11 protein-coding genes and 1 pseudogene are annotated in these 24665 nt (G+C 77.0%); 4 read left to right on the top strand and 8 right to left on the bottom strand.

Annotated features, from left to right (window positions below):
- The first annotated feature begins 43 nt into the window (after window positions 1-43).
- Complete coding sequence (locus ACFY2K_RS04395; RefSeq protein ID WP_380639487.1) at window positions 44-1072, top strand: 3-oxoacyl-[acyl-carrier-protein] synthase III C-terminal domain-containing protein; 1029 nt, start codon at window positions 44-46, stop codon at window positions 1070-1072.
- A gap of 44 nt (window positions 1073-1116) precedes the next feature.
- Window positions 1117-1656: a cysteine hydrolase family protein gene (locus ACFY2K_RS04390; protein WP_380523185.1), complete on the top strand. Its 540-nt coding sequence runs from the start codon at window positions 1117-1119 to the stop codon at window positions 1654-1656.
- A 75-nt stretch (window positions 1657-1731) separates the two neighbouring features.
- Here the strand turns inward: ACFY2K_RS04390 and ACFY2K_RS04385 are convergent, their stop codons facing one another.
- Both ACFY2K_RS04385 and ACFY2K_RS04380 read right to left on the bottom strand, forming a co-directional pair.
- The gene (locus tag ACFY2K_RS04385; protein WP_380523186.1) at window positions 1732-2172 is read right to left on the bottom strand and encodes a DUF4267 domain-containing protein; all 441 of its coding nucleotides are present in this window, start codon (window positions 2170-2172) and stop codon (window positions 1732-1734) included.
- 63 nt (window positions 2173-2235) lie between these two features.
- Entirely contained in the window at window positions 2236-2682 is a 447-nt protein-coding gene (locus ACFY2K_RS04380; RefSeq protein WP_380586694.1) for an anthrone oxygenase family protein, read from the bottom strand.
- Window positions 2683-2770: 88 nt separating this feature from the next.
- Here ACFY2K_RS04380 and ACFY2K_RS04375 point away from each other — a divergent pair, with 88 nt between their 5' ends.
- Window positions 2771-3349 carry a TetR/AcrR family transcriptional regulator gene (locus ACFY2K_RS04375; RefSeq protein ID WP_375887262.1) on the top strand — a complete coding sequence of 193 codons (579 nt, stop codon included), beginning with the start codon at window positions 2771-2773 and terminating at the stop codon, window positions 3347-3349.
- A gap of 70 nt (window positions 3350-3419) precedes the next feature.
- On the opposite strand, the gene ACFY2K_RS04370 is transcribed toward ACFY2K_RS04375, so the two are convergent.
- The 3 genes and pseudogenes from ACFY2K_RS04370 to ACFY2K_RS04360 all read right to left on the bottom strand — a co-directional run.
- A complete protein-coding gene (locus tag ACFY2K_RS04370) occupies window positions 3420-4598 on the bottom strand; it encodes an acyl-CoA dehydrogenase family protein (protein WP_380523188.1) in 1179 nt (392 codons plus the stop codon).
- Window positions 4595-9124 carry an amino acid adenylation domain-containing protein gene (locus ACFY2K_RS04365; RefSeq protein WP_387709717.1) on the bottom strand — a complete coding sequence of 1510 codons (4530 nt, stop codon included), beginning with the start codon at window positions 9122-9124 and terminating at the stop codon, window positions 4595-4597. Before ACFY2K_RS04365 ends, ACFY2K_RS04370 begins: the two co-directional genes overlap by 4 nt.
- Before the next feature lie 366 nt (window positions 9125-9490).
- A pseudogene (locus ACFY2K_RS04360) lies at window positions 9491-20784 on the bottom strand (type I polyketide synthase); the annotation flags it as partial.
- A gap of 406 nt (window positions 20785-21190) precedes the next feature.
- Here ACFY2K_RS04360 and ACFY2K_RS04355 point away from each other — a divergent pair.
- A complete protein-coding gene (locus ACFY2K_RS04355; protein WP_375887250.1) occupies window positions 21191-22156 on the top strand; it encodes a LysR family transcriptional regulator in 966 nt (321 codons plus the stop codon).
- Here ACFY2K_RS04355 and ACFY2K_RS04350 read toward each other — a convergent pair.
- The 3 genes from ACFY2K_RS04350 to paaI are packed head-to-tail and all read right to left on the bottom strand — an operon-like array spanning window position 22117 to window position 24631.
- Window positions 22117-23439, bottom strand: coding sequence for an MFS transporter (locus ACFY2K_RS04350; RefSeq protein WP_387709533.1), 1323 nt, complete (start codon window positions 23437-23439; stop codon window positions 22117-22119). The genes ACFY2K_RS04355 and ACFY2K_RS04350 overlap by 40 nt on opposite strands.
- Window positions 23436-24164 carry a TIGR03086 family metal-binding protein gene (locus ACFY2K_RS04345; RefSeq protein WP_380523193.1) on the bottom strand — a complete coding sequence of 243 codons (729 nt, stop codon included), beginning with the start codon at window positions 24162-24164 and terminating at the stop codon, window positions 23436-23438. Before ACFY2K_RS04345 ends, ACFY2K_RS04350 begins: the two co-directional genes overlap by 4 nt.
- The gene (gene paaI, locus ACFY2K_RS04340) at window positions 24161-24631 is read right to left on the bottom strand and encodes a hydroxyphenylacetyl-CoA thioesterase PaaI (protein ID WP_380396569.1); all 471 of its coding nucleotides are present in this window, start codon (window positions 24629-24631) and stop codon (window positions 24161-24163) included. Before paaI ends, ACFY2K_RS04345 begins: the two co-directional genes overlap by 4 nt.
- Window positions 24632-24665 lie beyond the last annotated feature (34 nt).

Here is a 24665-nt window from a genome sequence, read left to right as displayed (position 1 = left end):
CGTTGGCCCCGCCCGCCGACCCCTACCCCTGAGGACCGCCCCGATGCGCTTCGACCCACCGCCCCGGATCGCCGCCGTGGTCGACTGGCTCCCCCCGACCACGGACACCGCGGCAGCGGCGGTCGCCGGGGGGCGGGTCACCGCCGAGAACGCCGCCAAGGACGGCTACCTCGAACTGCCCGTCAGCGACGGCCCCTCGGGCCCCGAGATGGCCGTCCTCGCCGCCGCCAAGGCGATCGGCGAGGCCGGCTGCCCGCCCGAGTCCGTCGGCCTGGTCGTCCACGCCTGGATCTACCACCAGGGGCACGACTTCTGGTCCCCCGCCCACTACGTCGCCCAACACGCGGGCGCCGTACGGGCGGTGCCGCTCGGCGTCCAGCAGATGTGCAACGGCGGGGCCACCGCGGTCGAGCTGGCGGCCGTCCGGCTGGCCGCCGACCCGGCCCTGGAACGGGCCCTGGTCACCACCGGCGACCGCTTCGCCGCCCCCGGCTTCGACCGCTGGCAGGGCGACTACGGGGTCGCCTACGGGGACGGCGCGACCGCGCTCGTGCTGGACCGCGAGCGCGGCCCGTACCGGCTGCTCGCCGCGCACACCGCCGCCGCCCCCGACCTGGAGTCCATGCACCGCGGCCACGACGCCTTCTCCCCCGCGCCCCGCGCCAACGGCGAGACCCTCGACATCCGGCGCACCAAGAAGGCCTTCCTCGGCGACGGCCTCGGCCCGCACTTCGCCGCCACCGCGGGCGAGGGCGTGGCCCGGGCCGTCCGCGGCGCCCTCGCCGACGCCGGCCTCGCCCCGGACGACCCCCGGCTCGGCCACCTGCTGCTCCCCCGGCTCGGCCGCACCGTCCTGGAGACCGCCTACCTCCCGGCCGTCGAGCGCCTCGGGCTCACCGGCGTCGAGGTGCTCGACCTGGGCACCCGCACCGGCCACCTGGGCGCGGGCGACGCCGCCGCCGGCCTGGCCCACCTGCACACCCGCGGCTTGCTCGAACCCGGCCGGATCGCCATCCTGCTGAGCGCCGGTGCCGGCTTCACCTGGACCGCCCTGCTCGTCGCCGCCGAGTGAGCGACCGGCCGCCACCCGTCACGACCGACCACCGAGGAACCCCGATGCCCAACTCCCCCGCCGCCCTCACCCCCGGCACCGTCCTGGTGCTGGTCGACCTCCAGCAGTGGATCGTCAGCCGCCCGGTCGCCCCGCTCAGCGGCCCCGAGGTGGTCCGCTCCGCCGCCCGGCTCAAGACCGCCTTCGAGGCCGCCGGCCGGCCCGTCGTCCTGGTCCGCTACGCCCGGATGGACGGCAGCGACGGCGGCCCCGACTCCGCCTTCAACCGCTTCGCCCCCGAGGTCGCCGCCCGCCCCGGCAACGAGGTGGTCACCAAGTACGGCATCGACGCCTTCGCCGGCACCGACCTCGCCGACCGGCTCAACCGCCTCGGCGCCACCGACCTGGTCATCGCGGGCATCGCCACCGAGTACGGCGTCGGCGAGACCGTCCGCACCGCCGTCAACCTCGGCTACCCCACCACCGTCGTCGAGGACGCCGTCGCCGCCCTCTCCCCCCAGGGCCACACCGCCGCCGTCGACGCCTTCCACCGCATGGGCGTCACCCTCACCCGCACCGACCCCCTGCTCACCCCCGCGGCCTGAGCGCCCCCACGCACCGGCACCATCGAGCCCCCGCCCGGGACCTTCCCCGGGCGGGGGCTCCGCGCGCTCCCACGCTCAGGCCGCGGCGCGGACCGGGGCGGGAACCGGGGCGGACGTCGGGGCACCGGACAGCCGGCGCGTCTCCCACAGGGTCAGCAGGCCGATGACGACCATCGCCACCCCCGTCGGGCCGTGGACGCCGAACGCGGCCCCGGCGGAGCCGTGGTGGGCGAGCACGGTGGCCATGTCGCCGAACGGGACGACGGACCCGGCCAGCAGGACCCAGGCCAGGGCGCGGCGCTGACCGGTCAGCAGCAGCACCCCCAGGATCAGGGCGTTCGCGACGTCGCGGACGCCCTTGAGGACCAGGAAGCCGCCGCCGTCGCCGGCGGGCCAGCTCGGCAGGCCGAAGGTCGGCGCGATGGTCCCGGGGGCCAGCACGAAGGTCAGTCCGAACCAGAGGACGAAGAGGATGCCCGCGGTGGTCAGGGCGGTGTTCACGGTCTTGAGGGACATCGGGGTCTCCTTGCGGAAGTCGGGCGTGCCGGAGTCGGGCGTGCCGGAGTCGGGCCTGCGGGCTCAGACGAGGGCGGCGACCAGCAGGGCGAAGGCGGCGACGATCACGGCGACCCGGGCGTAGTGGTAGCGGTCCCAGCGGTCCGACTGCTCTTGCCAGTCCGCGGGGCGGTTCTCCGGGGTCCAGGTCTTGCTCCGGTTGTTGATCGGGACGAGCAGCAGGACCGACATCAGCACGCTGACGATCAGCAGCGCGCCGGCGGTGACGAGGAGCCAGGTGCCGTGGTGGTGCCGGTCGGCGACGGCCCAGACCGCGACCAGGACGAGCGAGCCGATGTACCAGAACGGCATCACGGCGCCGAGCATCCGCCCCCCGTGGGCGCGGCCGAGCTGGCCGGCGTCCTCGGGGAGCGCCTTGAGGATCCGGTTGAGGACGACGGCGACGGCGAACTCCACCCCCACCATCACGCCGAGTTCCACGGTGGTGAGGACCTTGAGTGCGGCGAGCATGATTCCCCCTGGTATCTAGCGCTGCTAGCTGACATGTCGATGCTAGACCTGCTGCCGCTTGAATGTCTAGCGGTGCTAGGATCGAGTCATGTCGGTACAGGAACGAAAGCAGCGCGAGCGGGCGGAACGTGAGCGCCTCATCGTGGCGACGGCCCGTGAACTCGCCGAGCAGCAGGGCTGGGAGGCGGTCACCACCCGCCGGCTCGCCGAGCGCATCGAGTACAGCCAGCCCGTCCTCTACAGCCACTTCCGCGGCAAGCGGGAGATCATCGGTGCCGTCGCCCTGGAGGGCGTCACCGAGATGGCCGCGGCACTGCGGGCCGCGACCCGCGCCGCGGACGGCCCACGCGCCCGGGTCACCGCCCTGGCCCGCACCTACCTCGACTTCGCCGCCCGCAACCCGGCGGTCTACGACGCCCTGTTCCAGCTCGACGGCGGCCTGGCCTTCGCCGAGGAGGACACTCCCGAACCGTTGAAGGACGGCTTCGCCGCCCTGCTGGAGACCCTCGCCGACGTCGCCGGGGAGGGCGTGGACCCGGGCCTGTTCACCGAGGTGTTCTGGGCCGCCCTGCACGGACAGGCCACCCTGACCAGGGCCCGGCGCCTGCCCCCGGAGGACACCGGGCGCCGGGTGCAGCTCCTGGTGGACCGGCTCGCCGTGCTCTGAACCGCCGCCGGGCTCCGAACCACCGCCGGGCGCCGTCCGGAGGACGGCGCCCGGTCCATCGGTCCGCGGGTCAGAGGTGGGGCGAGGACGGGTCGCCGCCGAGGCGGAGCTCGCCGACGGCGTCGAGGACGCGTTCGGCGGAGGCGACGTGCCGGCCGGCCGTGATGACGTCGCGCAGGCAGCGGTCGAGCGGGGTGCGCTCGGTGTAGACGGCCGCGGAGCCGACCAGGTCGTAGAGGTGCTGGACGGCCTCCCGGCAGGCGCGGTGGGCGTACTGGCGGGCGAGGGCGGCGGTGCCGCGCTCCGGGGCTCGGCCCGCGGCCTGGGCGGCCCAGGCCCGGTCCAGGGTGGTGTAGACGTAGGCGTCGGCGGCGCCGATCAGGGCCTCCGCGTGGGCCAGGTCGGCCGGGGCGGAGGCCCTGGGCAGGGCGGGGCCGCGGGCGGTGAGCAGCTCCCGGGCGCAGGCCAGCGCGGAGCGGGCGATGCCGAGCGGGATGCCGGCCATCTTGAGGGCGAGGTTGTCGGCGCGCAGGTGGAGCGGCTGCGGGGCGCCGGCCGCCGGGGGCGCGAAGGTGTGCCGGTCCGGGACGAACAGGTCGGCGACCTCGACGTCGTGGGAGCCGGTGCCGCGCAGCCCGGTGGTGTGCCAGGTGTCGAGCACCCGGACGTCCGCGGTGCGGAGGACGGCGACCCGCGGGGTGCCGTCGGGGGTCAGGAACCCGGCCAGCAGCCGGTCGGCGTGGGTGATCCCGCTGGCGTACGTCCACCGGCCGGACAGCAGGTACCCGCCGTCGTGCCGGACGGCCCGGCCGAGCGGCGGCAGCACCGTGGCGGTGATCAGGTCCGGGTCCGGGAACAGCTCGGCGAACACCTCGGCGGGCAGCGAGACCACCGCGAGCGAGGCGTTGAGCGCGACGGCGGCGCACCAGGCGACCGAGGCGTCGCCCTCGGCCAACAGGTCGACGGCCCGGGTGAGTTGCGGCGCGGTCAGCTCGACCCCGCCCAGGGCGGGCGGCAGGGCGGCGCGCAGCAGCCCGGTGGCCCTGAGGCCGTCGAGCAGGTCGGCCGGGATCCGCCCCCGCCGCTCCACCTCCGGCGCGCGGGCCGGCAGGGTCGCGGCGAAGGCCCGGACCCGGTCCAGTACGTCACCGGCGGTGGGCCCCGATCCGGGGGCCCGGGGCGGCAGTTCGACGACGGTCATCCGCTCGTCCTCCAAGCTCGGCCGGTCCGGCCGGCGGGTGTCGGTCACAGGTCGCCCAGCACCTTGTCGAGCTCGGCCGCCAGGGCGGGGAGGTGCGGCGGGCGCATGACGGTGTAGTGGTCGCCGGGCAGGTCGACGGCCTCGGCCGCGTCGCCGAGCAGGTCCAGCCACCGGCGGGTGGTGCCGGTGGTGGCGCCGTCCATGGCGCGCAGCAGCCGGACCCGGCCCCGGTACGGGGTGGGCCGGTGCCCGGCCAGGGCGCGGCTGAGGTGCAGGAAGCGGCCGGCGAGCCGGTCCAGGGTGGCGGGGTCGACGTCGTCCGGGAGGACGGCGGCCCGCCGGGCCCGGGTGAGCAGTTCCTCGGTCGGGGTGCGTTCGCCGGTGGGTTCGAAGGCCTCCGGGCCGGGGTTCCAGTCGCGTCCGGCCAGCCCGGCGAGGTCGCGGGCGAACCGGGCGAGCAGGTCGGCGTCGGACTGCGACCCGGCCGGGCCGGGCGGCTCCAACAGGTCGACGGCCGCGACGAGTTCGACGGTGGCGCCGCGGGCGGTGAGCAGCGCGGCGGCCTCCAGGGCGAGCACGCCGCCCATGGACCAGCCGCCGAGCCGGTACGGGCCGTCGGGGAAGCGCTCGGTGATCGCGTCGGCGTAGTGGGCGGCCAGCTCGGCCACGGTCGGAGCGGGTTCGGGGTCGGGGTACTGGAGCGCGTGCACGGGCTGGTCCGGGTCCAGCAGGGCGGCGAGCCCCGCGTAGCAGAGCACGTCGCCGCCGACCGGGTGGATCAGGAACAGCGGCGGCCGGCTGCCGGTGGCCCGGATCGGGACGAGCGCCGCCCGGCCCTCGTCGGCGGGCCGTTCGCGCAGCACCTCGGCGAGCGACTCGACGGTCGGGCGGGCGAGCAGGGTGGCGACGGGGAGCGAGCGGCCGGTGTCCCGGTGGATCCGGGCCATCATCCGCACCGCGAGCATCGAGTCGCCGCCGAGGTCGAAGAAGTTCTCGGTGACGCCGAGCTCCCGGGTGGCCGCATTCGGGAAGAACTCGGCCCAGATTCGGGTGAGTTGACGTTCGACCGCGTCGCGCGGCGGGATGGTCGCGGCGGTGCGCGGGGCCGTCCGCTCGGGCGCGGGCAGGCGTCGGCGGTCCACCTTGCCGTTGTCGGTCAGCGGTAGTTCGTCCAGCCGGACGATCCGGGCGGGCACCATGTAGCCGGGCAGTTCCCGGCCGAGCGCCGCCCGCAGTTCCTCCTCCGGGAGCTCGGCCGACGCGGCGTCGCCCACCACGTACCCGAGCAGCCGCCGGGGCCCGCCCGGCTCGCCCTCGGCCACCGCGGCGGCCGCCCGGACGCCCGGTCGGCGCAGCAGCGCGGCCTCGACCTCGCCGAGCTCGATCCGGTGCCCCTGGACCTTCACCTGGAAGTCCGCGCGGCCCAGGAACTCGATCTCGCCGTCCGGCAGGTAGCGGCCGAGGTCGCCGGTGCGGTAGAGCCGCTCGCCGGTGACCGGGTGGTGCGGGAAGGCGGCGCGGGTCCTGGCCTCGTCGCCGAGGTAGCCGCGGGCCAGGCCGGTGCCGGCGATGTACAGGTCGCCGGGGACGAGGGCCGGGCGCGGGCGCAGCGCCTCGTCCAGCACGTGGAAGCGCTGGTTGCGCATCGGCCGGCCGTACGGGATGCTCGCCCGCTCCCGGTCCGTCCGCTCGACCGGGTGCTGGATCGACCAGACGGACGCCTCGGTCGCGCCGCCCAGGGCGTGGACGCGGGCGCCGGGCAGCAGCTCGGCGACGCTCTCGGGGAGGGTGACGGGGATCCAGTCACCGCTCAGCAGCACCAGGCGCAGCGGGGGCGTGCCGCCGACGGCCCGCAGGTGGTCGGTGAACATCTCCATCAGCGCGGGGACGCTGTTCCAGAGCGTCACCCGGTGCCGTTCGGCCAGCTCCAGCCAGGCGGCCGGTTCGCGCCGCGCGGCCTCGTCGGGCAGGACGAGGGCGCCGCCGGCCGCGAGCAGGCCGAAGACGTCGTAGACGGAGAGGTCGAAGTTGAGCGCGGACAGGGCGAGGACGCGGTCCTCGGCGCTCACGCCGTACCGGTCGTTGACGTCCCGGAGGGTGTTGACGGCGCCGGTGTGCTCGATCATCACGCCCTTGGGCACGCCGGTGGAGCCCGAGGTGAAGATGACGTACGCGAGGTCCTCGGGCCGGGCCGGGGAGGGCGGCAGCGGCTCGCCGGAGCCGTCCTCCTCCGGCTCGGTGTCCACGTTCACCAGCTTTGTGCCGTCCGGCAGTTCGAGGGTCTCCGCGAGCGCCGAGCGGGTCAGGACCAGCCCGATGCCGGCGGTCTCGACGATCATCCGCAGCCGGCGGGCCGGCATCGCGGCGTCCACCGGCACGTAGGCGGCGCCGGCCTTGAGGACGCCCAGCGCGGCGACCACCTGCTCCCAGCCCTTGTCCGTCACGATGCCGACCGGCACGCCCGGGCCCGCTCCGTGCGCGATCAGCCGGCGGGCGATCCGGTCGGAGCGGCGGTCCAGCTCGCCGTAGCTCAGCGTCCGGTCGGCGGTGATGACGGCGGGGGCGGTGGGCCGGGCCGCGGCCTGCCGCAGGAAGCCGTCGTGCAGCAGCTCGGCCGGGACGGGGGCGTCGGTGGCGTTGGCGGCCCGTCGCAGGGCCAGGTCGGCGGCGGGCACGGGCACGGCCGCCGGTCGGCGCCACGCCCCCTCGCCGCACAGCTCCCGGACCAGTTCCCGGTAGGCCTCCCACATGCCGTCGACCACGCCGTCGGGGAACACCTCCTCGACCACGTCCCAGTTCAGGACCAGTTCACCGGCCTCCTCCAGAGCCTGGTGGTCGAGCCAGACCTGCGGGGTGCGGACCGAGCTGGAGGCCAGCCGGCCGGAGCGGCCGAGCGCGGTCAGCGCCGTGAGGGCGCCGCCGCCCTCACCGGAGGCGTCCTGCGCCGAGAAGCCGATGGTGCTGGTGAACACCACGGGCATGCTCGCCAGGCCCGTCCCGGCCCGGGTGCGGTTGAGCTCGCGCAGCACCTCGACGCCGCTGACGTAGCCGTGGTCGAGGTCGGTCAGCAACTGGTGCTGGAGCCGCAGGGCGCCGGTGGCGAAGGACTCGGCGGGGGCGGCGTCGACCTCCAGCAGGGTGGTCGCGCTGAGGTTGCCGAGGATCCGGGCGACGTCCTCGTGCAGCGGCCGCCGGTGGAACGCCAGCAGGTTGAGCGTGAAGCGCGGCGACTCGCTCCAGGCGCCCAGCACCTGCGCGTACGCGGCGCACAGGGCCGCCGAGGGCGAGACGCCCGCCGCGTCGGCGTTCGCCCGGAAGCGCTGCCAGGCCGCGGGCTCGATCCGGTCCGTGCGGTGGGTGAACACCGGCCGCCGCGGTGCCGCCCCGGGGCGCAGCGGCAGCCGGGGCGCGGACGGCAGGGTGGCGAGGCGGGCCTGCCAGTAGGCGAGCGACTCTTCGCGCCGCTCGGCGTCCGTGCGGGCGGCGGCGAGCACGTAGTCGCGGTAGCTGACGCCGGGGGCGGGCGTCGCGGGGGCGCCGTCGCGGTAGGCCTGCGCCCACTCCCGGAACAGCACGCCGGAGCTGCGGCCGTCGACGATCAGCGCGTCGAAGGTGAGGTGCAGCCGGGTGGTGCGCTCGTCCAGCAGGGTCGCCCGGACGTCGAACAGCGGCCAGGCCTCGGTGTCGAACACCCGGTCGCGCAGCTCCCGGTGGGTCGCGGCGAGGCGCTCCGCCCGCTCGGCCCCGTCGAGGGTCCGCAGGTCGGCGGTGGCGATCCGGTACGCGGGGACCTCGGCGAGCACCCGCTGGTACCCGTCCCGGGAGACCACCGCGCGGAGCATGTCGTGGCGGTCGATCAGCTGCCGCAGGGCGGCGGCGAGCCGGTCGAGGTCGGTGTCGGTCAGGTCGAGCTCGACCAGGAAGGAGGTGGCGACGTTGCCCAGCTCGAAGGCGTCCGTCCGGCCGACCAGGTAGGCCTGCTGGAGGTCGGTGAGCGGGAACGGCTCGTACCGGGCCGCCGGGTCGGCGACCAGCGCCGCACCGGGCCGCTCCGCCAGGGCGGTGGCGGTGGCGGCGGCGCCGTACGAGGCCCGGACGCGCTGCGCGAGTTCGGCCACGCTCCGGCCGTCCAGCAGTTCGGGCAGCGGGAGGTCGACGCCGAGCCGCCGGGCGAGGGTCTGCCGGATGTCCATCGCGATCAGCGAGTCGGCGCCCAGGCTGCGCAGCGGTCGGTGCAGGTCCTCGCCGGTGACGGCCGCGCCGCGCGCCCGGCCGACGATGCCGACCACCAGCGCGGCGACGTCGACGTCCTGGTCCCCGGGTACGGCCTCCCCCGCTACGGCCCGCTCTGCTACGGCCTGCCCCGGTTCGGCCCGCTCCGGCCGCGCGGCGGCGCTCGGCACCGCCTCCAGTCGTACGCCCTCGGCCAGGGCCACCGGCGCGCCGTCGGCGCCGACCAGCCGCACCTGGGCGACCAGCGGCCCGCCACTGTGCGCCGGTGCCCCCTCCGGCCGGGGGCCGCCGTTCCACAGCCAGTAGCGCTCGCGCTGGAACGGGTAGCCGGGCAGCGGCACGGGCGGGCCGACGGGCTCGCCGTGCACCCGCGCCCAGTCGATCCGGGCACCCCGGACGTACAGCGCGCCCAGACCGTCCAGCAGGGTGCGGCGGGCCTCCTCCCCCGCGCGCAGCGACGGCAGGAACCCGGCGTCCCCGGCGTCCCCGGCGTCTGCCCGGGCCCGGTCGAGGAGCGGGGAGGCGGGGCCGAGCACCACGAAGGCGCGGTGCCCCTCGCGCAGCAGCGCGGCGAGGCCCTCGGCGAACCGCCGGTCCGCCTCGGCGGCGGTAGCGGCGGTACCGGTGGCGGCCGGGCTCGCCGTGCCCGCGACGCGGGCGGCCACCGCCTCGCCCTCGGCGCCGTGCCCGAGGACGGCGGCGGGCTGCACGCCCCAGGACCGCCACAGCTCGGCCAGCGCGTACTGGACGGCGGACGCCGAGGGCCGGTCGCCGGGCTGCTCGGCGCACCGCTCCAGGGCGCTGCGGAAGACCGGCTCGGTCGCGGCCAACTCGGCCGCCGCGTCGGCGAACCGCCCCGCCGGGCCGCCGGTGAACAGGAACACCGGTCCGCGCCCGCCCTCCGGGGTGCGGGCCCCGCGGCGGACCCCGGCGGGCCGTTCCCCGTCCGGGCCGGTCCGGGCGAGCAGCCCGCGCAGCTCGGCGGTGGAGGAGGCGACGGCGGTGAGCCGGTGCGGGAAGTGCGCCCGCCCGAGGCCGGTGGTCCGGCAGATCTCCGCGAGCGACCGGTCGGCGAGCCCGGAGTCGAGCGACTCGGCGTAGCGGACGGCGAGTTCGGCGAGGGCGGCCGGTGTCTTCGCCGACAGGGTGAGCAGCTCCGGACGGTCCGGCGCCGCCTCCGCGCCGTCGCCGGGGGCGGCCGCCGGGGCCTCCTCGATGATCACGTGGGCGTTGGTGCCGGTGATGCCCTGCGAGGACACCCCGGCCCGCCGGGGCCCCGCGCTCGGCGGCCAGTCGCTCGCCTCCGCGACCAGCTCGACCGCGCCCGCCGACCAGTCGACGTGCGGGGTGGGCTCGGCGACGTGCAGGGTGGCGGGGAGCCGGCCGTACCGCATCGACAGCACGGTCTTGATCACCCCGGCGACGCCCGCCGCCGCCTGGGTGTGCCCGATGTTGGGCTTGAGCGAGCCGAGCCGCAGCGGCTGCCCGGGGTCGCGGTCGCGCCCGTAGGCGGCCAGCAGGGCGCGGGCCTCGATCGGGTCGCCGAGCGGGGTGCCGGTGCTGCTCGCCTCCACCACCTGGACGTCGCCGGGCGAGAGCCGGGCGTCGGCCAACGCCTGCCGGACGACCCGCTGTTGGGCCGAGCCGCTGGGCGCGGTGAAGCCGTTGCTGGCGCCGTCCTGGTTCACCGCGCTGCCGCGCACCACGGCCAGCACGGGGTGGCCAAGCCGCCGGGCGTCCGACAGCCGCTCCACCAGCAGCACGCCCACGCCCTCGGCGAGCCCGCTGCCCGCGGCCTGCGCGGAGAACGGGCGACATCGGCCGTCCGGCGACAGCCCCTGCATCCGGGTGAACTCGGTGAACAGCTGCGGGGTGGCCATCACCGTCGCGCCGCCCGCCAGCGCCATCGCGCACTCGCCGCGGCGCAGCGACTGCACGGCCAGGTGCAGCGCCACCAGGGAGGACGAACAGGCCGTCTCCACGGTCAGCGAGGGGCCGCGCAGGCCCAGCGTGTACGAGATCCGGCCGGCGGCGGCGCCGCCCACCGAGCCGGTGGTCAGGAAGCCCTCCGCCTCCTCGGGCACCTCGCCGCGCCCCTGCCCGTAGTCCAGGCAGGACAGCCCGGTGAACACCCCGGTCTCGCTGTCGCGCACCGACTCCGGGTCGATCCCGGCGTCCTCGAAGGCCCGCCAGGCGGTCTCCAGCAGCAGCCGCTGCTGCGGGTCCATGGCGAGCGCCTCGCGCGGGCTGATGCCGAAGAAGGCCGCGTCGAAGTCGGCCGCGTCGGGCAGGAAGCCGCCGGAGCCGGTCAGGCTCGGGCCCCCGCCGGCGGGGTCGTGCAGGCCCTCCGCCCAGCCGCGGTCGCGGGGGAACGCGCCGACGGTCTCCCCCTCGGAGGCCAGCAGCCGCCACAGGGCCTCGGGCGAGTCGATGCCGCCCGGGTAGCGGCAGGCCATGCCGACGATCGCGATCGGCTCCTGCGGCCCCTCCTCCAGTTCGCGCAGGCGCTCGCGGGCCTGGTGCAGGTCGACGGTGAGGCGCTTGAGGTAGCCGAGCAGCTTCTCGTCGGCTGCCGGTGTCACTGCTGCTGATGCCATGACGGATCGGTCCTTGCGGGGAGGGTGGGGGTGGCCGGTGGGGGGTGGGGGCGGTGTCAGGTCAGCTGGGCGTCGATGAAGGCGAACAGCTCCTCGGCGGTGGCGGCCTCGATCAGCGCCGCCACGTCCTCCGCCGGGTCGGCCGGCTCCGCCGCCACCTGCGGTTCCGCCGGCGCCGTCACGGGTTCCGGTTCGGCGGCCTCGGCCGGTGCGAGCGCGGCGTCCAGCACCGCGACCAGCTCCGGCAGCGTCGGCGCCTCGAACAGCAGGGTGACGGGCAGCTTGACCTCCGTCGCCGCGCCGAGCCGGTTGCGGAACTCGACCGAGGTGAGCGAGTCGAAGCCGAGCTCGCCGAACGGCCGGTCGGCCGGGACGGCCTCGGGCCGGCAGCCCAGGACGGCGGCCGTCTGGGTGCGGATCAACTCGGCGAGCAGCTCCGCGCGTTCCTCGGCGCCCAGCCCGGCCAGCTCCTCCCGCAGCGGCCGGTCGCGCCGCCCGGGGGCGTTCCCGGGCCGCTGCGGCCCGGCGGCGGCCAGGACGGAGCGCAGCACCGGCGGCAGGTCGCCGCCGAGCTCGCGCAGCGCCGCGCGGTCCAGCCGGGCGGGCAGCAGGGCGGCGTGCGGGGACGGCAGCGCCGCGTCCAGCAGGGCGAGGCCGAGCTCGGGCGCCATCGCGACCAGTCCGGCCCGGGCGAAGCGGGCGCGGTCGGCGGCGCCGAGCCCGCCGAGCATGCCGTCCGGGTCGTCCCACAGGCCCCAGCCGAGGGCGAGCCCGGGCAGGCCCTGGGTGCGGCGGTGCCGGGCGAGCGCGTCCAGGAAGGCGTTGGCGGCGGTGTAGCCGCCCTGCCCGGCGCCGCCGAGCGTCGCCATCACGGAGGAGATCAGCACGAAGGCGGTGAGCGGGTGGCCGGCGGTCAACTCGTGCAGGTGCCAGGCGCCGTCGGCCTTGGTCCGCATCACCCGGTCGATCCGGTCGGGGGTGAGCGAGGTGATCGGGGCGTCGTCCACCACGCCCGCGGCGTGGACCACGGCGGTCAGCGGGTGCCGCTCGGGGACGGCGGCGATCATCGCGGCCACCGCGGCCCGGTCGGCGACGTCGACCGCGGCGAACCGCACCTCGGCGCCCGACTCCGCCAGTTCGGCGGCGAGTTCGGCCGCGCCGGGCGCGTCCGCGCCGCGCCGTCCGGCCAGCAGCAGCCGTCGGGCGCCGTGGGCGGTGACCAGGTGCCGGGCGAGGGCCCGGCCGATGGCGCCCGTGCCGCCGGTGATCAGGACGGTCCCGTCCGGGTCGAGGACCGGCGGCACGGTCAGCACGACCTTGCCGACGTGCCCGCCCCGGCTCAGCAGCCCGAAGGCCTCGGGTGCGCGCCGCACGTCCAGGTCGGTCACCGGCGCCCGGCCGAACGCGCCCTCGGCGAACAGCTCGACCACCCGGCGCAGCAGCCGGCCGAGGTGCTCGGGCGGCAGCTCCAGCAGGTTCATCGCCCGGTAGCGGGCCCCGGGGTGGGCGGCGGCCACCTCGGCGGGGTCGCGCCGGTCGGCCCGGCCGAGTTCGACCAGCAGGCCGCCGGGGCGCAGCGACCGCAGGGACTCGTCGACGGCCGCACCGGTCAGCGAGTTCAGGACGAACGCCATCCCCCGAGCGCCGGAGGGGAGTTCGGCGAAGCGCGCGCCGAAGCCGGGCTCACGGGAGGAGGCCAGGTGGGCGTCGTCCAGCCCGAGGGCGCGCAGGGCGGGCCACTTGGCGGGGGCGGCGGTCGCGAAGACCTCCGCGCCCAGGTGCCGGGCGAGTTGGACGGCGGCCGTGCCGACACCGCCCGCCCCGGCGTGGATCAGCACGGCGTCGCCCGCGCGCACCCCGCCCAGGTCGACCAGGGCGTGCAGGGCGGCCAGGTGGGCGACCGGCACGGCGGCGGCCCGGGTGAAGGACCAGCCCTCGGGGATCCGCACCAGGGTGCGGTGGTCGGCGTGGGCGACGGTGCCGAGGGCGGCGGGGAACAGGCCCATCACCCGGTCGCCGACGGTCAGCCCGGTGACCCCGGGGCCGGTCGCGGTGACCACGCCCGCGCCCTCCAGCCCGAGCGGGCCCGGGTCCCCGGCGTGCAGGTCCAGCGCGCCCAGGACGTCGTGGAAGGTGAGCCCGGCGGCGCGGACCGCGATCCGGACCAGGCCGGGGCCCGGTGCGGCGGCGGCCTCGGGGCAGGGGCGCAGCTCCAGGGCGTCGAGGGTGCCGGGCCCGGAGAGGTCCAGCCGCCAGTCCACCGCGTCCTTCGGGACCGTCAACGCGCGCTCCCCCGCTGCGGATCGCAGCCGGGGCACCAGGACGGATCCGTCCCGGGCGGCCAGCTGGTGCTCCTCCGGCGTCAGCGCCTCGGCCGGGACCCCGGCCGTCTCCGGCCCGAGGTCGACCAGGACGAACCGGCCCGGGTGCTCGACCTGGGCCGTCCGCACCAGCCCCCAGGCCGCCGCCTGGGCGAGGTCCCGGACGGTCTCGCCGCCTCGGACGGCGACCGCCCCGCGGGTCACCAGCACCAGCCGGGCCCCGGCGAGCCGCTCCTCGGCCAGCCAGCGGCCGAGCAGGTCCCGCGTCCGGCGGGTCACGGTACGGGCCGCCGTCGCCGGATCGGTCCCGTCCGCACCCGCCGGACAGTCCACCAGGACGTGTGCGGGCGGCCCGGCCGCCGTGCACAGCGCCTCCAGATCGAGGGCGTCCCACGGAACGGGTGCATGATGTTCCGTCAGATCGCTTTCGAGAAATCCCAGTTGCTCCCAGCCGAGCGCGAACAGCGAGTCCCGCGCGGCGGCTTCGGGATCGACCGAGCCGCCGGTCTCCGCGACCGGGCACAGCTCGACCGACTCGACCAGCCCCACCGCCGCCCCCGAGGCGTCCCGCAGGGTCAGCCGGAGGCCTCCGCCCGCGGCGCGCACCGCGTGCACCCGCAGGGCCGTCGGGCCACCACCGCCGGTCAGCGACACGCCGCGCCAGCGCAGCGGCTGGGTGCGCCGCCCGTGCTGCCCCAGCGCGTCGGCGATCAGCCCGTGCAGGGCTGCGTCGAGCAGGGCGGGGTGCAGGTGGTGGGCCCCGGCGGCCCCGGCGGCCGGCTCGGGCAGGACGGCCTCGGCGAACCGTTCGCCGTCGCGCCGCCAGGCGGCCCGCAGTCCCTGGAACACCGGCCCGTACGCGTGGCCGTGCAGGGCGAGGTCCTGGTACGCGCGCTCCGGCGGCACCGGCACGGCGCCGGTCGGCGGCCACTCCCCGGCCTCCCCGGCCTCCTCGAACGGTACGGCTCCAGCGGCCCCGAGGGTGCCGGTGGCGTGCTCGGTCCACTCCCCGCCGGTCGCCCGGCCGGAGATCCGGCAGGTCCGCAGCCCGGCGCCATCCGCGCCGGTGATCCGGACCCGCAGGTCGACGGCGCCGTCCGCGGGCAGCACCAGCGGTGCGGTGACGGTCAGTTCCTCGATCCGGGCCGCCCCGGACCGGGCACCCGCGTGCAGGGCCAGGTCCAGGAAGGCGCTGCCGGGCAGCACGACCGCACCGGCGAGGGCGTGGTCGGCCAGCCAGGGGTGGCTGCGGGTCGCCAGCCGTCCGGTGAACACCGTTTCGCCGTCGCCGAGTTCGACGGCCGCGCCGAGCAGCGGGTGGTCGGCCGGGGCCTGGCCGAGGCCGGCGGTGCCGGTCGGTCCGGCGGTGGCGGTGAGCCAGTAGCGGCGCCCCTGGAAGGGGTAGGTGGGCAGCTCGGGGCGGTCGGCGGCGGTGCCGGTACCGGTGCCGGTGAGCCGGTCCCAGGCGATCGGCAGGCCCCGGACGTGGGCCTCGGCGGCGGAGGTGAGGAAGCGGCGCAGTCCGCCGTCCTCGCGGCGCAGCGAGCCCGTCACCGTCCCCTCGACCCCGGCCTCCTCCAGGATCCGGCCGATGCTGGCGACCAGCACCGGGTGCGGGCCGACCTCGACGAAGGTGGTGTGGCCGGCGGCGATCAGCGCCTCGACGGCCTCCTGGAAGCGCACGGTGTGCCGCAGGTTGGCGTACCAGTAGGAGGCGTCGAGCCCGGCGCCGTCCTGCCAGTCGGCGGTGACCGAGGACATCAGCGCCGTGCCGCCGCCGCGCGGGGTCAGCGGCGCCAGGCCGGCCAGGATCCGTTCCCGGATCGGTTCGACCGCCGGGCAGTGCGAGGCGAAGGCCGCCGGGATCACCCGGGCCTCGACGCCCTCTGCCCGGTAGCCGTCGACCAGTTCGGCGATCGCCGCCGGCGGCCCGGCCACGGCCGTACTGCCGGGGCCGTTGACCGCGGCGACGGCCAGCGGCTCGACGAGCCGTTCCCGCACCCGCGCGGCGGGCAGCGGGACGACGGCCATCGCGCCCTTGCCCATCAGCTCGATCGCCACGCTGCTGCGCAGCGCGATGGCGCGGGCGCCGTCCTCCAGCGAGAGCGCCCCGGCCACCACGGCGGCGGCGATCTCGCCCTGGGAGTGGCCGACCACGGCGTCCGGGACGACCCCGGCGGCGCGCCACAGTTCGGCCAGCGACACCATCACGGCCCACAGCGCGGGCTGCACGACGTCGATCCGGTCCAGCAGCGGCGCCCCGGCCAGGACGTCCGCCAACGACCAGTCCACGTACGGCGCGAGCGCCCGCTCGCACTCGGCCAGCCGGGCCGCGAAGACCGGGCTCTCGGCGGCGAGCGCCGCCGCCATCCCCTGCCACTGGCCGCCCTGGCCGGGGAAGACCAGGACGGTCCGCCCGGGCTCACCGGCCCGGCCGGTGACGACGGCGCGGTTCTCCTCGCCGCGGGCCAGGGCGTCCAGCGCCCGGTCGGCCTCGGCGCGGTCGGCGGCGATCACCACGGCGCGCTCGTCGAAGGCCGTACGGGCGGTCAGGGCCGGTGCGGCCGCGGTCGGGTCGAGCGGGGCGGCGGCCAGCCGCCGGGCCTGCTCGCGCAGCGCCTCGGGGGTGCGGGCGGACAGCACCACCGGCACCACCGGCGGGCGCTGCGGCTGCTCCGCGGTTCCGGCGTCGGTCCCGGCGTCGGTTCCGGCCTCGGTCCCGGCGTCGGTTCCGGCCTCGGTTCCGGCCGCGACGACGGGCGGCTCGGTGAGGATGACGTGTGCGTTGGTGCCGCTGATCCCGAAGGAGGAGACGCCGCCGCGCCGGGGCCCGCCGGTCCGCGGCCAGGGCCGGGCCCGGTCGAGCAGGGCCACCGCTCCGGCCGTCCAGTCCACGTGCGGGGACGGCCGGTCGACGTGCAGGGTCGCGGGCAGGGTGGCGTGCCGGATCGCCTGCACCATCTTGATCACGCCGCCGACGCCGGCCGCCGCCTGGGCGTGCCCGATGTTGGACTTGAGCGAGCCCAGCCACAGCGGCCGCCGCCCGTCCCGGTCCTGACCGTAGGTGGCGAGCAGGGCGTTCGCCTCGATCGGGTCGCCCAGCGCGGTGCCGGTGCCGTGCGCCTCGACGGCGTCGACCTGGCGCGGGGTGAGTCCGGCGTCGGCGAGGGCGTCCTCGATGACGCGCTGCTGGGCGAGGCCGTTCGGCGCGGACAGCCCGTTGGAGGCGCCGTCGGAGTTGACGGCGCTGCCCGCGACGACCGCCAGCACCGGGTGGCCGTGGCGGCGGGCGGCGGAGAGCCGCTCGACCACCACCATCCCGGCGCCCTCGCCCCAGCCGGTGCCGTCCGCCTGCGCGGAGAACGCCTTGCAGCGGCCGTCGGCGGCCAGCACCCGCTGGCGGGAGAGCTCGACGAACATGCCGGGGGTGGCCATCACGGTGACGCCGCCGGCCAGGGCGAGCGTGCACTCCCCGGAGCGCACCGAGCGCACCGCCTGGTGCAGCGCCACCAGCGAGGCCGAGCAGGCGGTGTCCACGGTCAGCGCGGGGCCGTTCAGGCCGAGCAGGTAGGCGATCCGGCCGGAGACCACGCTCACGCTGGTGCCGGTCAGCAGGTGCCCGGCGACGCCGGGGCCGGCCGTCTCCATGCCGGGCCCGTAGTCGGCGTGCATCGCACCGGCGAACACGCCGGTCCGGCTGCCCGCAAGCGCCGTCGGGTCGATCCCGGCGCGCTCCAGGGCCTCCCAGGCGACCTCCAGCAGGAGCCGCTGCTGCGGGTCCATGGCGAGGGCCTCGCGGGGGCTGATCCCGAAGAACTCCGCGTCGAAGTCCGGCGCCTCCCGGACGAAGCCGCCCCGGCGGACGTACGAGGTCCCGGTCCGCTCCTGGTCCGGGTGGAAGAGCGCGGCCAGGTCCCAGCCGCGGTCGTCCGGGAAGTCCCCGGTGGCGTCCGTCCCGGTGTCGACCAGGCGCCACAGGTCCTCCGGCGAGCGCACCCCGCCGGGGTAGCGGCAGGCCATGCCGACGATGACCACCGGGTCGTCCTCGTCCGGCTCCGGCGCCGCGTCGGTCCCCGGCGCAGCGGTCACGGCTGCCTCCGGGGGCTGCGCCACCGGCTCCGGGCCGGCCCGGAGCGCCCCGATCGCGCCGGCCAGGGCGGCCGGGCTGGGGTGGTCGTACAGGACGGTGCTCTCCAGTGCCAGGCCGGTCGCGGCCGACAGCCGGTCGCGCAGTTCGAGCGCCATGGCGGAGTCCAGGCCCAGTTCCCGGAAGGTCCGGCCGAGCCGGACCTCGGCGGCCGAGCCGGCGTCCAGCACCACGGCGGTGTGGCTCCGGACCAGCTCCAGCAGCGCCCGCTGGTCCACGGCGGGGGCCTGCGGTGCGACGGGGTCCTGCGGCGTGACGGGAGCCTGCGCTACGGGTGCGTCCGCCGTGCCCCCGCTCTCCTGCGGCGTCGCCCCCGGCAGCCCCGCCGGCCAGCAGGAGCGCCGCTGGAACGGGTACGTCGGCAGGTCGACCAGCGGCGCCGTGCCGGGCAGCAGCGCCGCCCAGTCCACCGCGACGCCCCGGACGAAGGCCTCGGCCGCCGCCGTGAGGAAGCGGCGGCGGTCCCCGCGCCCGCGCCGGAGCGTGCCGAGCACCGCGCCCGCGCCGCCGCGCGCGTCGACCGCCTGCCGGAGGCCCAGCGCCAGCACCGGGTGCGGGCTGATCTCCAGGAAGGCGGTGTGGCCCGCGTCCAGCAGCCGCTCGACGGCCGGCCCGAAGCGCACCGGCTCGCGCAGGTTGCGGTACCAGTAGTGGGCGTCCAGCTCCGCGGTGTCCACGGGCGCCGCCGTGACGGTGGAGTGGAACGGCACGTCGACGGCGCGCGGGGCGACCCCGGCGAAGGCGGCGAGCAGCTCCTCCCGCAGGACCTCGACGGCCGCGCTGTGCGAGGCGTAGTCGATCGGCACCCGGCGGGTGCGCACCCGCGGCCCGTAGTGGGCGGCCAGCGCGTCGAGCGCGTCGGCCGGGCCGGCCACCACGGTGTGCGCGGGGCCGTTGACGGCCGCGACCGACAGCGCCGGGTGCACCGCCGCGAGGTCCGACCCGACCTCCCCGGAGGGCAGTTCGACGGACAGCAGTCCGCCCCGACCGGCGATCCGGTTCAGCGCCCGGCTGCGCAGCGCGACGATCCGCGCGCCGTCCGCCAGCGACAGCGCGCCCACGGCGGTGGCGGCGGCGATCTCGCCCTGGGAGTGGGCCACCACGGCGGCGGGCTCCACCCCGGCCGAGCGCCACAGCGCGGCCAGCGACACCATCACCGCCCACAGTGCGGGCTGGATCACCTCGTCGCCCGCCAGGGCCGGCGCTCCCTCGGCGCCGCGCAGCACGTCCGTCAACGACCAGTCCACGTACGGGCGGAGGGCCTGCGCGCAGGCGTCGATCCGTTCGGCGAAGACCGGCGATCCGTCGAGCAGTTCCGCCGCCATGCCGGCCCACTGCGAGCCCTGGCCGGGGAAGACGAAGACCGGACGGACCGGCGGCCCGTCGTGCCGGCCCTCGACCACGGCCGCCGACGGCTGCCCGGCCGCCCGTGCCGCCAGGGCGGCGAGGAAGGCGTCCCGGTCGTGCGCGACGACGACGCAGCGCTGTTCGAAGGTGCTGCGGGTGAGGGCCAGCGAGCGGCCCACCGAGGCCGGTCCGAGCTCCGGGCGCTCCGTCACCCGGGCCCGAAGCCGCTCCGCCTGGTCCCGCAGCGCGGGTTCGTCCCGCCCCGAGAGCACCCAGGGCAGCGCCCCGGCCGCGCCCCCGCCGCCCGCCGGCGCGGGCTCGCCCGCGCGCCAGTCGGCCAGCAGCACGTGGCAGTTGGTGCCGCCGATGCCGAAGGAGCTGACCCCGGCGAGCAGCGGCCGCTCGGGCGCCGGCCAGTCCCGGAGCCCGGTGTTGACCGCCAGGTTGAGGTCGTCCAGCGGGATCCGCCCGCCGGGCCCGGTGTGGTTCAGGCTGGGCACGAGTTCGCGCGCGCCGACGCACAGCACGGCCTTGATGAGCCCGGCGATCCCGGCCGCGCCCTCCAGGTGGCCGATGTTGGTCTTGACCGATCCGACCAGCAACGGGTCGCCCGCCGCCCGGGCGGTGCCCAGCGCCGCGCCGAGCGCGGCGGCCTCGACCGGGTCCCCGGCCCGGGTGCCCGAGCCGTGCAGTTCGACGTACTGGACCTCGCCCGGCTCGACGCCCGCGTCGGCGCAGGCCGCGAGCAGCACCCGCCGCTGCGAGGCCCGGCCGGGGGTGGGCAGCGTCTCGGTGGCCCCGTCGTTGTTCAGGGCGCTGCCGCGGATGACGGCGTGGATCCGGTCGCCGTCCCGGACGGCGGCCTCCAGCGGTTTGAGGACGACGATCCCGCCGCCCTCGCCGCGGACGTAGCCGTCGGCGCGGGCGTCGAAGGTGTGGCAGCGCCCGGCGGGCGAGAGCGTCCCGGCGCGCTCCAGGGCCAGGGTGCTCTGCGGCGCCAGGATCAGGCTCACCCCGCCGGCCAGCGCGAGTTCGGACTCACCGCTGCGCAGGCTGGCGCAGGCCAGGTGCACGGCGGTCAGCGAGGAGGACTGCCCGGTGTCGACCACCAGGCTCGGCCCGTGCAGGCCCAGCGCGTAGGAGATCCGGTTGGCGGTCACCCCGCGCTGCAGTCCGGTCAGGGTGTGCCCGGTGACCGCCTCGGGGCCGAGGCCGTGCAGCAGCGCGGCGTAGTCGTCGGCGATCACGCCGAGGAACACGCCGGTCCGGCTGCCGGCGAGCCCGGCCGGTCCGGTCCTGGCGTCCTCCAGGGCCTCCCAGGCCAGTTCGAGCGCCAACCGCTGCTGCGGGTCCATCGCGACGGCCTCGCGGCGGGAGATGCCGAAGAACTCCGGGTCGAAGCCGTCCACCCGGTCGAGGAAGCCGCCGCGGGCCGGCCCCCGGTCGCCGGGGCGCTCGGTGACCGCGTCCCCGCCGGCGCGCAGCAGCCGCCAGAACGCCTCCGGCCCGTCCGCCTGCGGGAAGCGGCAGCCGATCCCGACCACCGCGACCGCCCGGGGCGGGAGACCGTCCGCTTCGCGCCCAGCCATGCCCTGCATCGATGCACCCCCGTGAACCCCGGACAGTCGGACCGCAGGCGACCGGGCACGGCACAACGGGCCACTCCCTCAAGTGGCCTGATGCACCGTCACCCGGTCCAGCCCCGGCCCCCGCCGACCCGTTCCCCGTAGTCGGCATGCACCCCTGAGCTGTCTGCGTGATCGACAGAGTATCAGCATCCTTAGTCGCATCAACACCTCATCGAGTATCGGAACTGCCAGGAATGGACGCGCCCGGGCCGTCGGGTCGGGGGCCGCCGGGCCGGAAGTCGGCCGCCACCGCACGAATCCGGCCACTGCGTGAACCGACGCTTCCGGGTCCGGGAGACTGGGGATTACCCGAACAGGCGGCTGGTCATGCGGCATTGTAAGGACCGTGCGATCTGTTGAGGCAGACATGTCTATTCGGGAGGGGGCGGTTCCGGTGCTGGATCTGCGCGAGGTACGGACACTGTTGACACTCGGGGAGGAACTGCACTTCGGGCAGGCCGCCAAGAGACTGCGCGTGTCGCAGTCCAGGGTCAGCCAGACGCTGCGGGACGTGGAGCAGCGCATCGGCGGCCAGCTGTTCGAGCGGACCAGCCGTCAGGTCAGGCTGACCAAGCTGGGGGTGGGCCTGGTCGACCGGTTGAAGCCGCTCTACCAGGAGATGACCGCCGCGTACTCCGAGACGGTGGCCCAGGCCTGCGGCGTCGACGGACAGCTGCGGCTGGGCTTCACCGGCGCGGCCGGCGGATCGTACGCGGCGGGCCTGATACGCGCCGGGCAGGCGTACGCGCCGGAGTGCGACATCACCCTGCACGAGGTGGCCTGCAGCGACCTGCTCGGCCCGCTGCGCCGGGGCGAGGTGGACGCCCTGGTGGTGCGGCTGCCGATCGAGGAGCCGGACATCACGGTCGGGCCGGTGATCGGCCTGGAGTCGCGGATGCTGGCGGTCGCCCTGGACCACCCGGTCGCCGGGCGGCAGTCGATCTCGATCGAGGAGATCGCGCGCGAGACGGTGTTCGCCCTGGCGAACACCGCGCCCGACTACTGGCGGGACTTCCACCTGCCGGTGGCGACGCCCTCCGGGCACGTGCTGCGCCGGGGGCAGGAGGTGCAGACCTGCCAGGAGATCCTGTCCCTGGTGGCCGCCGGGAAGGGGGTCGCGCCGCTGGCGGAGTCGGTGGCCCGCTACTACGCCCAGCCGGACGTGGCGTTCGTCGCGATCCACGACCTGCCACCGGCGCCGGTGGCGCTGATCTGGCGCACCGCCGAGGAGAACGCCCGGATCCGGGCGATCGCGGACTGCGCGGCCCGACTGGCGGACGCCACCGTTCCCGGTCAGGTCCGCCGACGGGTCCCGGTCCCCGCGTCGGCCTGACCGGGCTGCGAGGGGCCGGGCCGCGCGGGGCCGGGCCGCGACTCCCCCGGCGGCACCCGACCCGACCGGGGCCGCCCGGGCCGCGCCCGCGCCGCGGGCAGCACCGCGGCCATCGCGACGGCCGACAGCAGGAAGGCCCCACCCACCCCGACCAGCCGGGAGGCGACACCGACCAGGAGGGAGCCGGCCCCGGTGCCCACGTCGTACGCCATGTTCCAAGCGGTGCTGGCCATGCCGCGACGGGCCGGTCCGGTCCGGGCGAACACCAGCACCAGGGTCTCGTTCTGCAACGCCCCGAACCCCGCCCCGCAGACCGCGGCCGCCAGGGCCGCCGGGACCGTCGCCGCAGCGGTGAGCAGCACCGCCGCGGCGATGCCGCCCGTGCCGAGGGCCGCGGCGATCACCGCCGGGACCAGCGTGCGGCCCTCGCCGAACCGGTCGGCGAGCCCGCCCGCCGCCAGCCGGCCCAGGATCATCGCGGCGGACAGCGCGAACAGCACCACCGCCGCCGCTCCCGGGGCCGGCAGCGCGAAGGCCACGAACGAGGTGACGCCGCCCACCGCGGCCGCACTCGCGGCCAGCAGCGCCAACAGGCCGACCAGCGGGGCGAATCCGCCGGCCGGCGGGTGCGGTGGAGCCGTCGGCACCGGCCCGGACGCCGCCACCGCCGCGGGCTCCACCCCGGACGGCTCCACCGCAGCAGGCCCGTCGGCAGGCGCCGCGGCAGGCACCGCGGCCGGCACCACCAGCGCCCACGCGAGCGGTACCGCGAGCCCGCCCAGCACCGTCGCCCCCAGGAACACCACCGGGAAGCCGAAGGTCTGCGCGCACCACACCCCCAGCGGCAGGCAGACCACCTGCGGGAGCCCCGCGGCGGCCCCGTACCAGCCGACCACCGCGGCCCGCCGGCCCGGCGGGGCCAGTTCGGCGGCCAGCGCGCTGCCCGCCACGGCGGCCATGCCGAACCCCGCGCCCCGGACGGCCGAGACGGCCAGCACCCACCCGAGCGCGGGCGACAGCAGGTAGGCCGCCGTCGGCAGGCTGAGCAGCAGGGAGCCGGTCACCAGCAGCCGGCGCAGACCGAGCGCCGGGACCAGCCGGCCCATGCACAGCTGCACCAGGATGCCCGCGCCCATGGTCACCCCGGTGGCCGCCCCGGCGCCGACGCCCGAGGAGCCCCCGGTCGCGGACCAGAGCGGCACCACCGAGAGCAACGGCGCGTAGTCGGAGAAGACGGCGAAGGTCGCGGCCAGCAGCAGGGGGAGGTTGCGCGCGCGGGTCACGCCCCGGCGCCCGGCTCCCCCGGCTCCGCGGAGCCGGACAGCGGTGCGCCCGCGTCGGCCGGTTCGCCCGCTTCGACCGGCCAGCGGGGCGAGCGTCCGAGCATCGCCAGGATCCGGTCCAGCCGGTCGGTGCTGCCGGTGGCCAGCCCCGGCCGGAAGGAGGACCCGGGCTGGAGCCGGTTGCTCCCGTCCGGCACCTCCTCGACGTACGGGAGCACCGCGTCGAGCAGTTCCGCCTCGTACGCGGCGGGCACCCCGATCGCGGCGGCCACGTCCCAGCCGTGCACCACGTAGTCGACGAAGTGGAAGCCGATCGCCGTACGGGCCGGGAACATCTGTCCGCCGCGCACCTCGGGCAGCCAGAACTCGGTGTCCAGCACGCCCTCCCGGGCGAAGGCCCGGGCGACCCGGGCCGAGGAGTCCCGGAAGGCACCGGCCCAGTCGTCGCCGAACTCGCGGTCCGCCCAGTCGGCGCGCTCGGTCCGCACGCCTTCGGCGGCGGCGGCGAAGCCGTGGTTCTGGCCGATCATGTGGGCCAGCAGCTTGTGCAGCGTCCACTCCGAGCAGGGGGTCGGCCGGTCGAGGTCGGTGGCCTCGACCCGGTCGACGATCTCCTCGGTGATCCGGAGCGCCCGCCGGTCCCAGGGCCGGATGTCGGGTGCGGTGGTGTCGGGCGCGGTGGTGTCGGGTGCGGTGGTGTCGGGTGCGGTGTCGATGGGGATCACCTGTCCTTCGACTGCGGGCCGGACGACGTGACGCGCTGCCCCGGCAGCGACTGGCTCTGGCCGCGGAACTCGGCGATCACCTTGCCGTCCGCCCGGCGCACCGTGACGTCGTAGATCCCGCTGCGGCCGAACCGGGAGCGCTCCACCGCCTCGGCGGCCAGCTCGTCCCCGGCCGAGGCCGGGCGCAGGAAGGTCACCTGGGCCGCCTGGGCCACGGTGGCGACGTCGTGGGTGTTGCAGGCGTAGGCGAAGGCCGCGTCGGCGAGCAGGAACAGGTACCCGCCGTGCGCCGTGCCGTGGCCGTTCACCATGGTGTCGGCGAGCTTGAGGTGCGCGGTGGCGCGGCCGGGGCCGACCTGGTCGATGGTGATGCCGAGCGACTGGCAGGTCCGGTCGTCGGCGTACATGGCCTCCGCGCAGCGCCGGGCGGTGGCCTCCGCCTCCGACGCCGCCGAATCACTGGTCATGGGTGGGCTCCTGGGGCTGTCGGGTCCTGGGCGC

The organism is Kitasatospora sp. NPDC001309 (genome assembly GCF_042896295.1).
GTDB lineage: Bacteria > Actinomycetota > Actinomycetes > Streptomycetales > Streptomycetaceae > Kitasatospora.
Note: the sequence above shows the minus strand (reverse complement) of the source record. Positions and strands in the feature narration are given on the sequence as shown.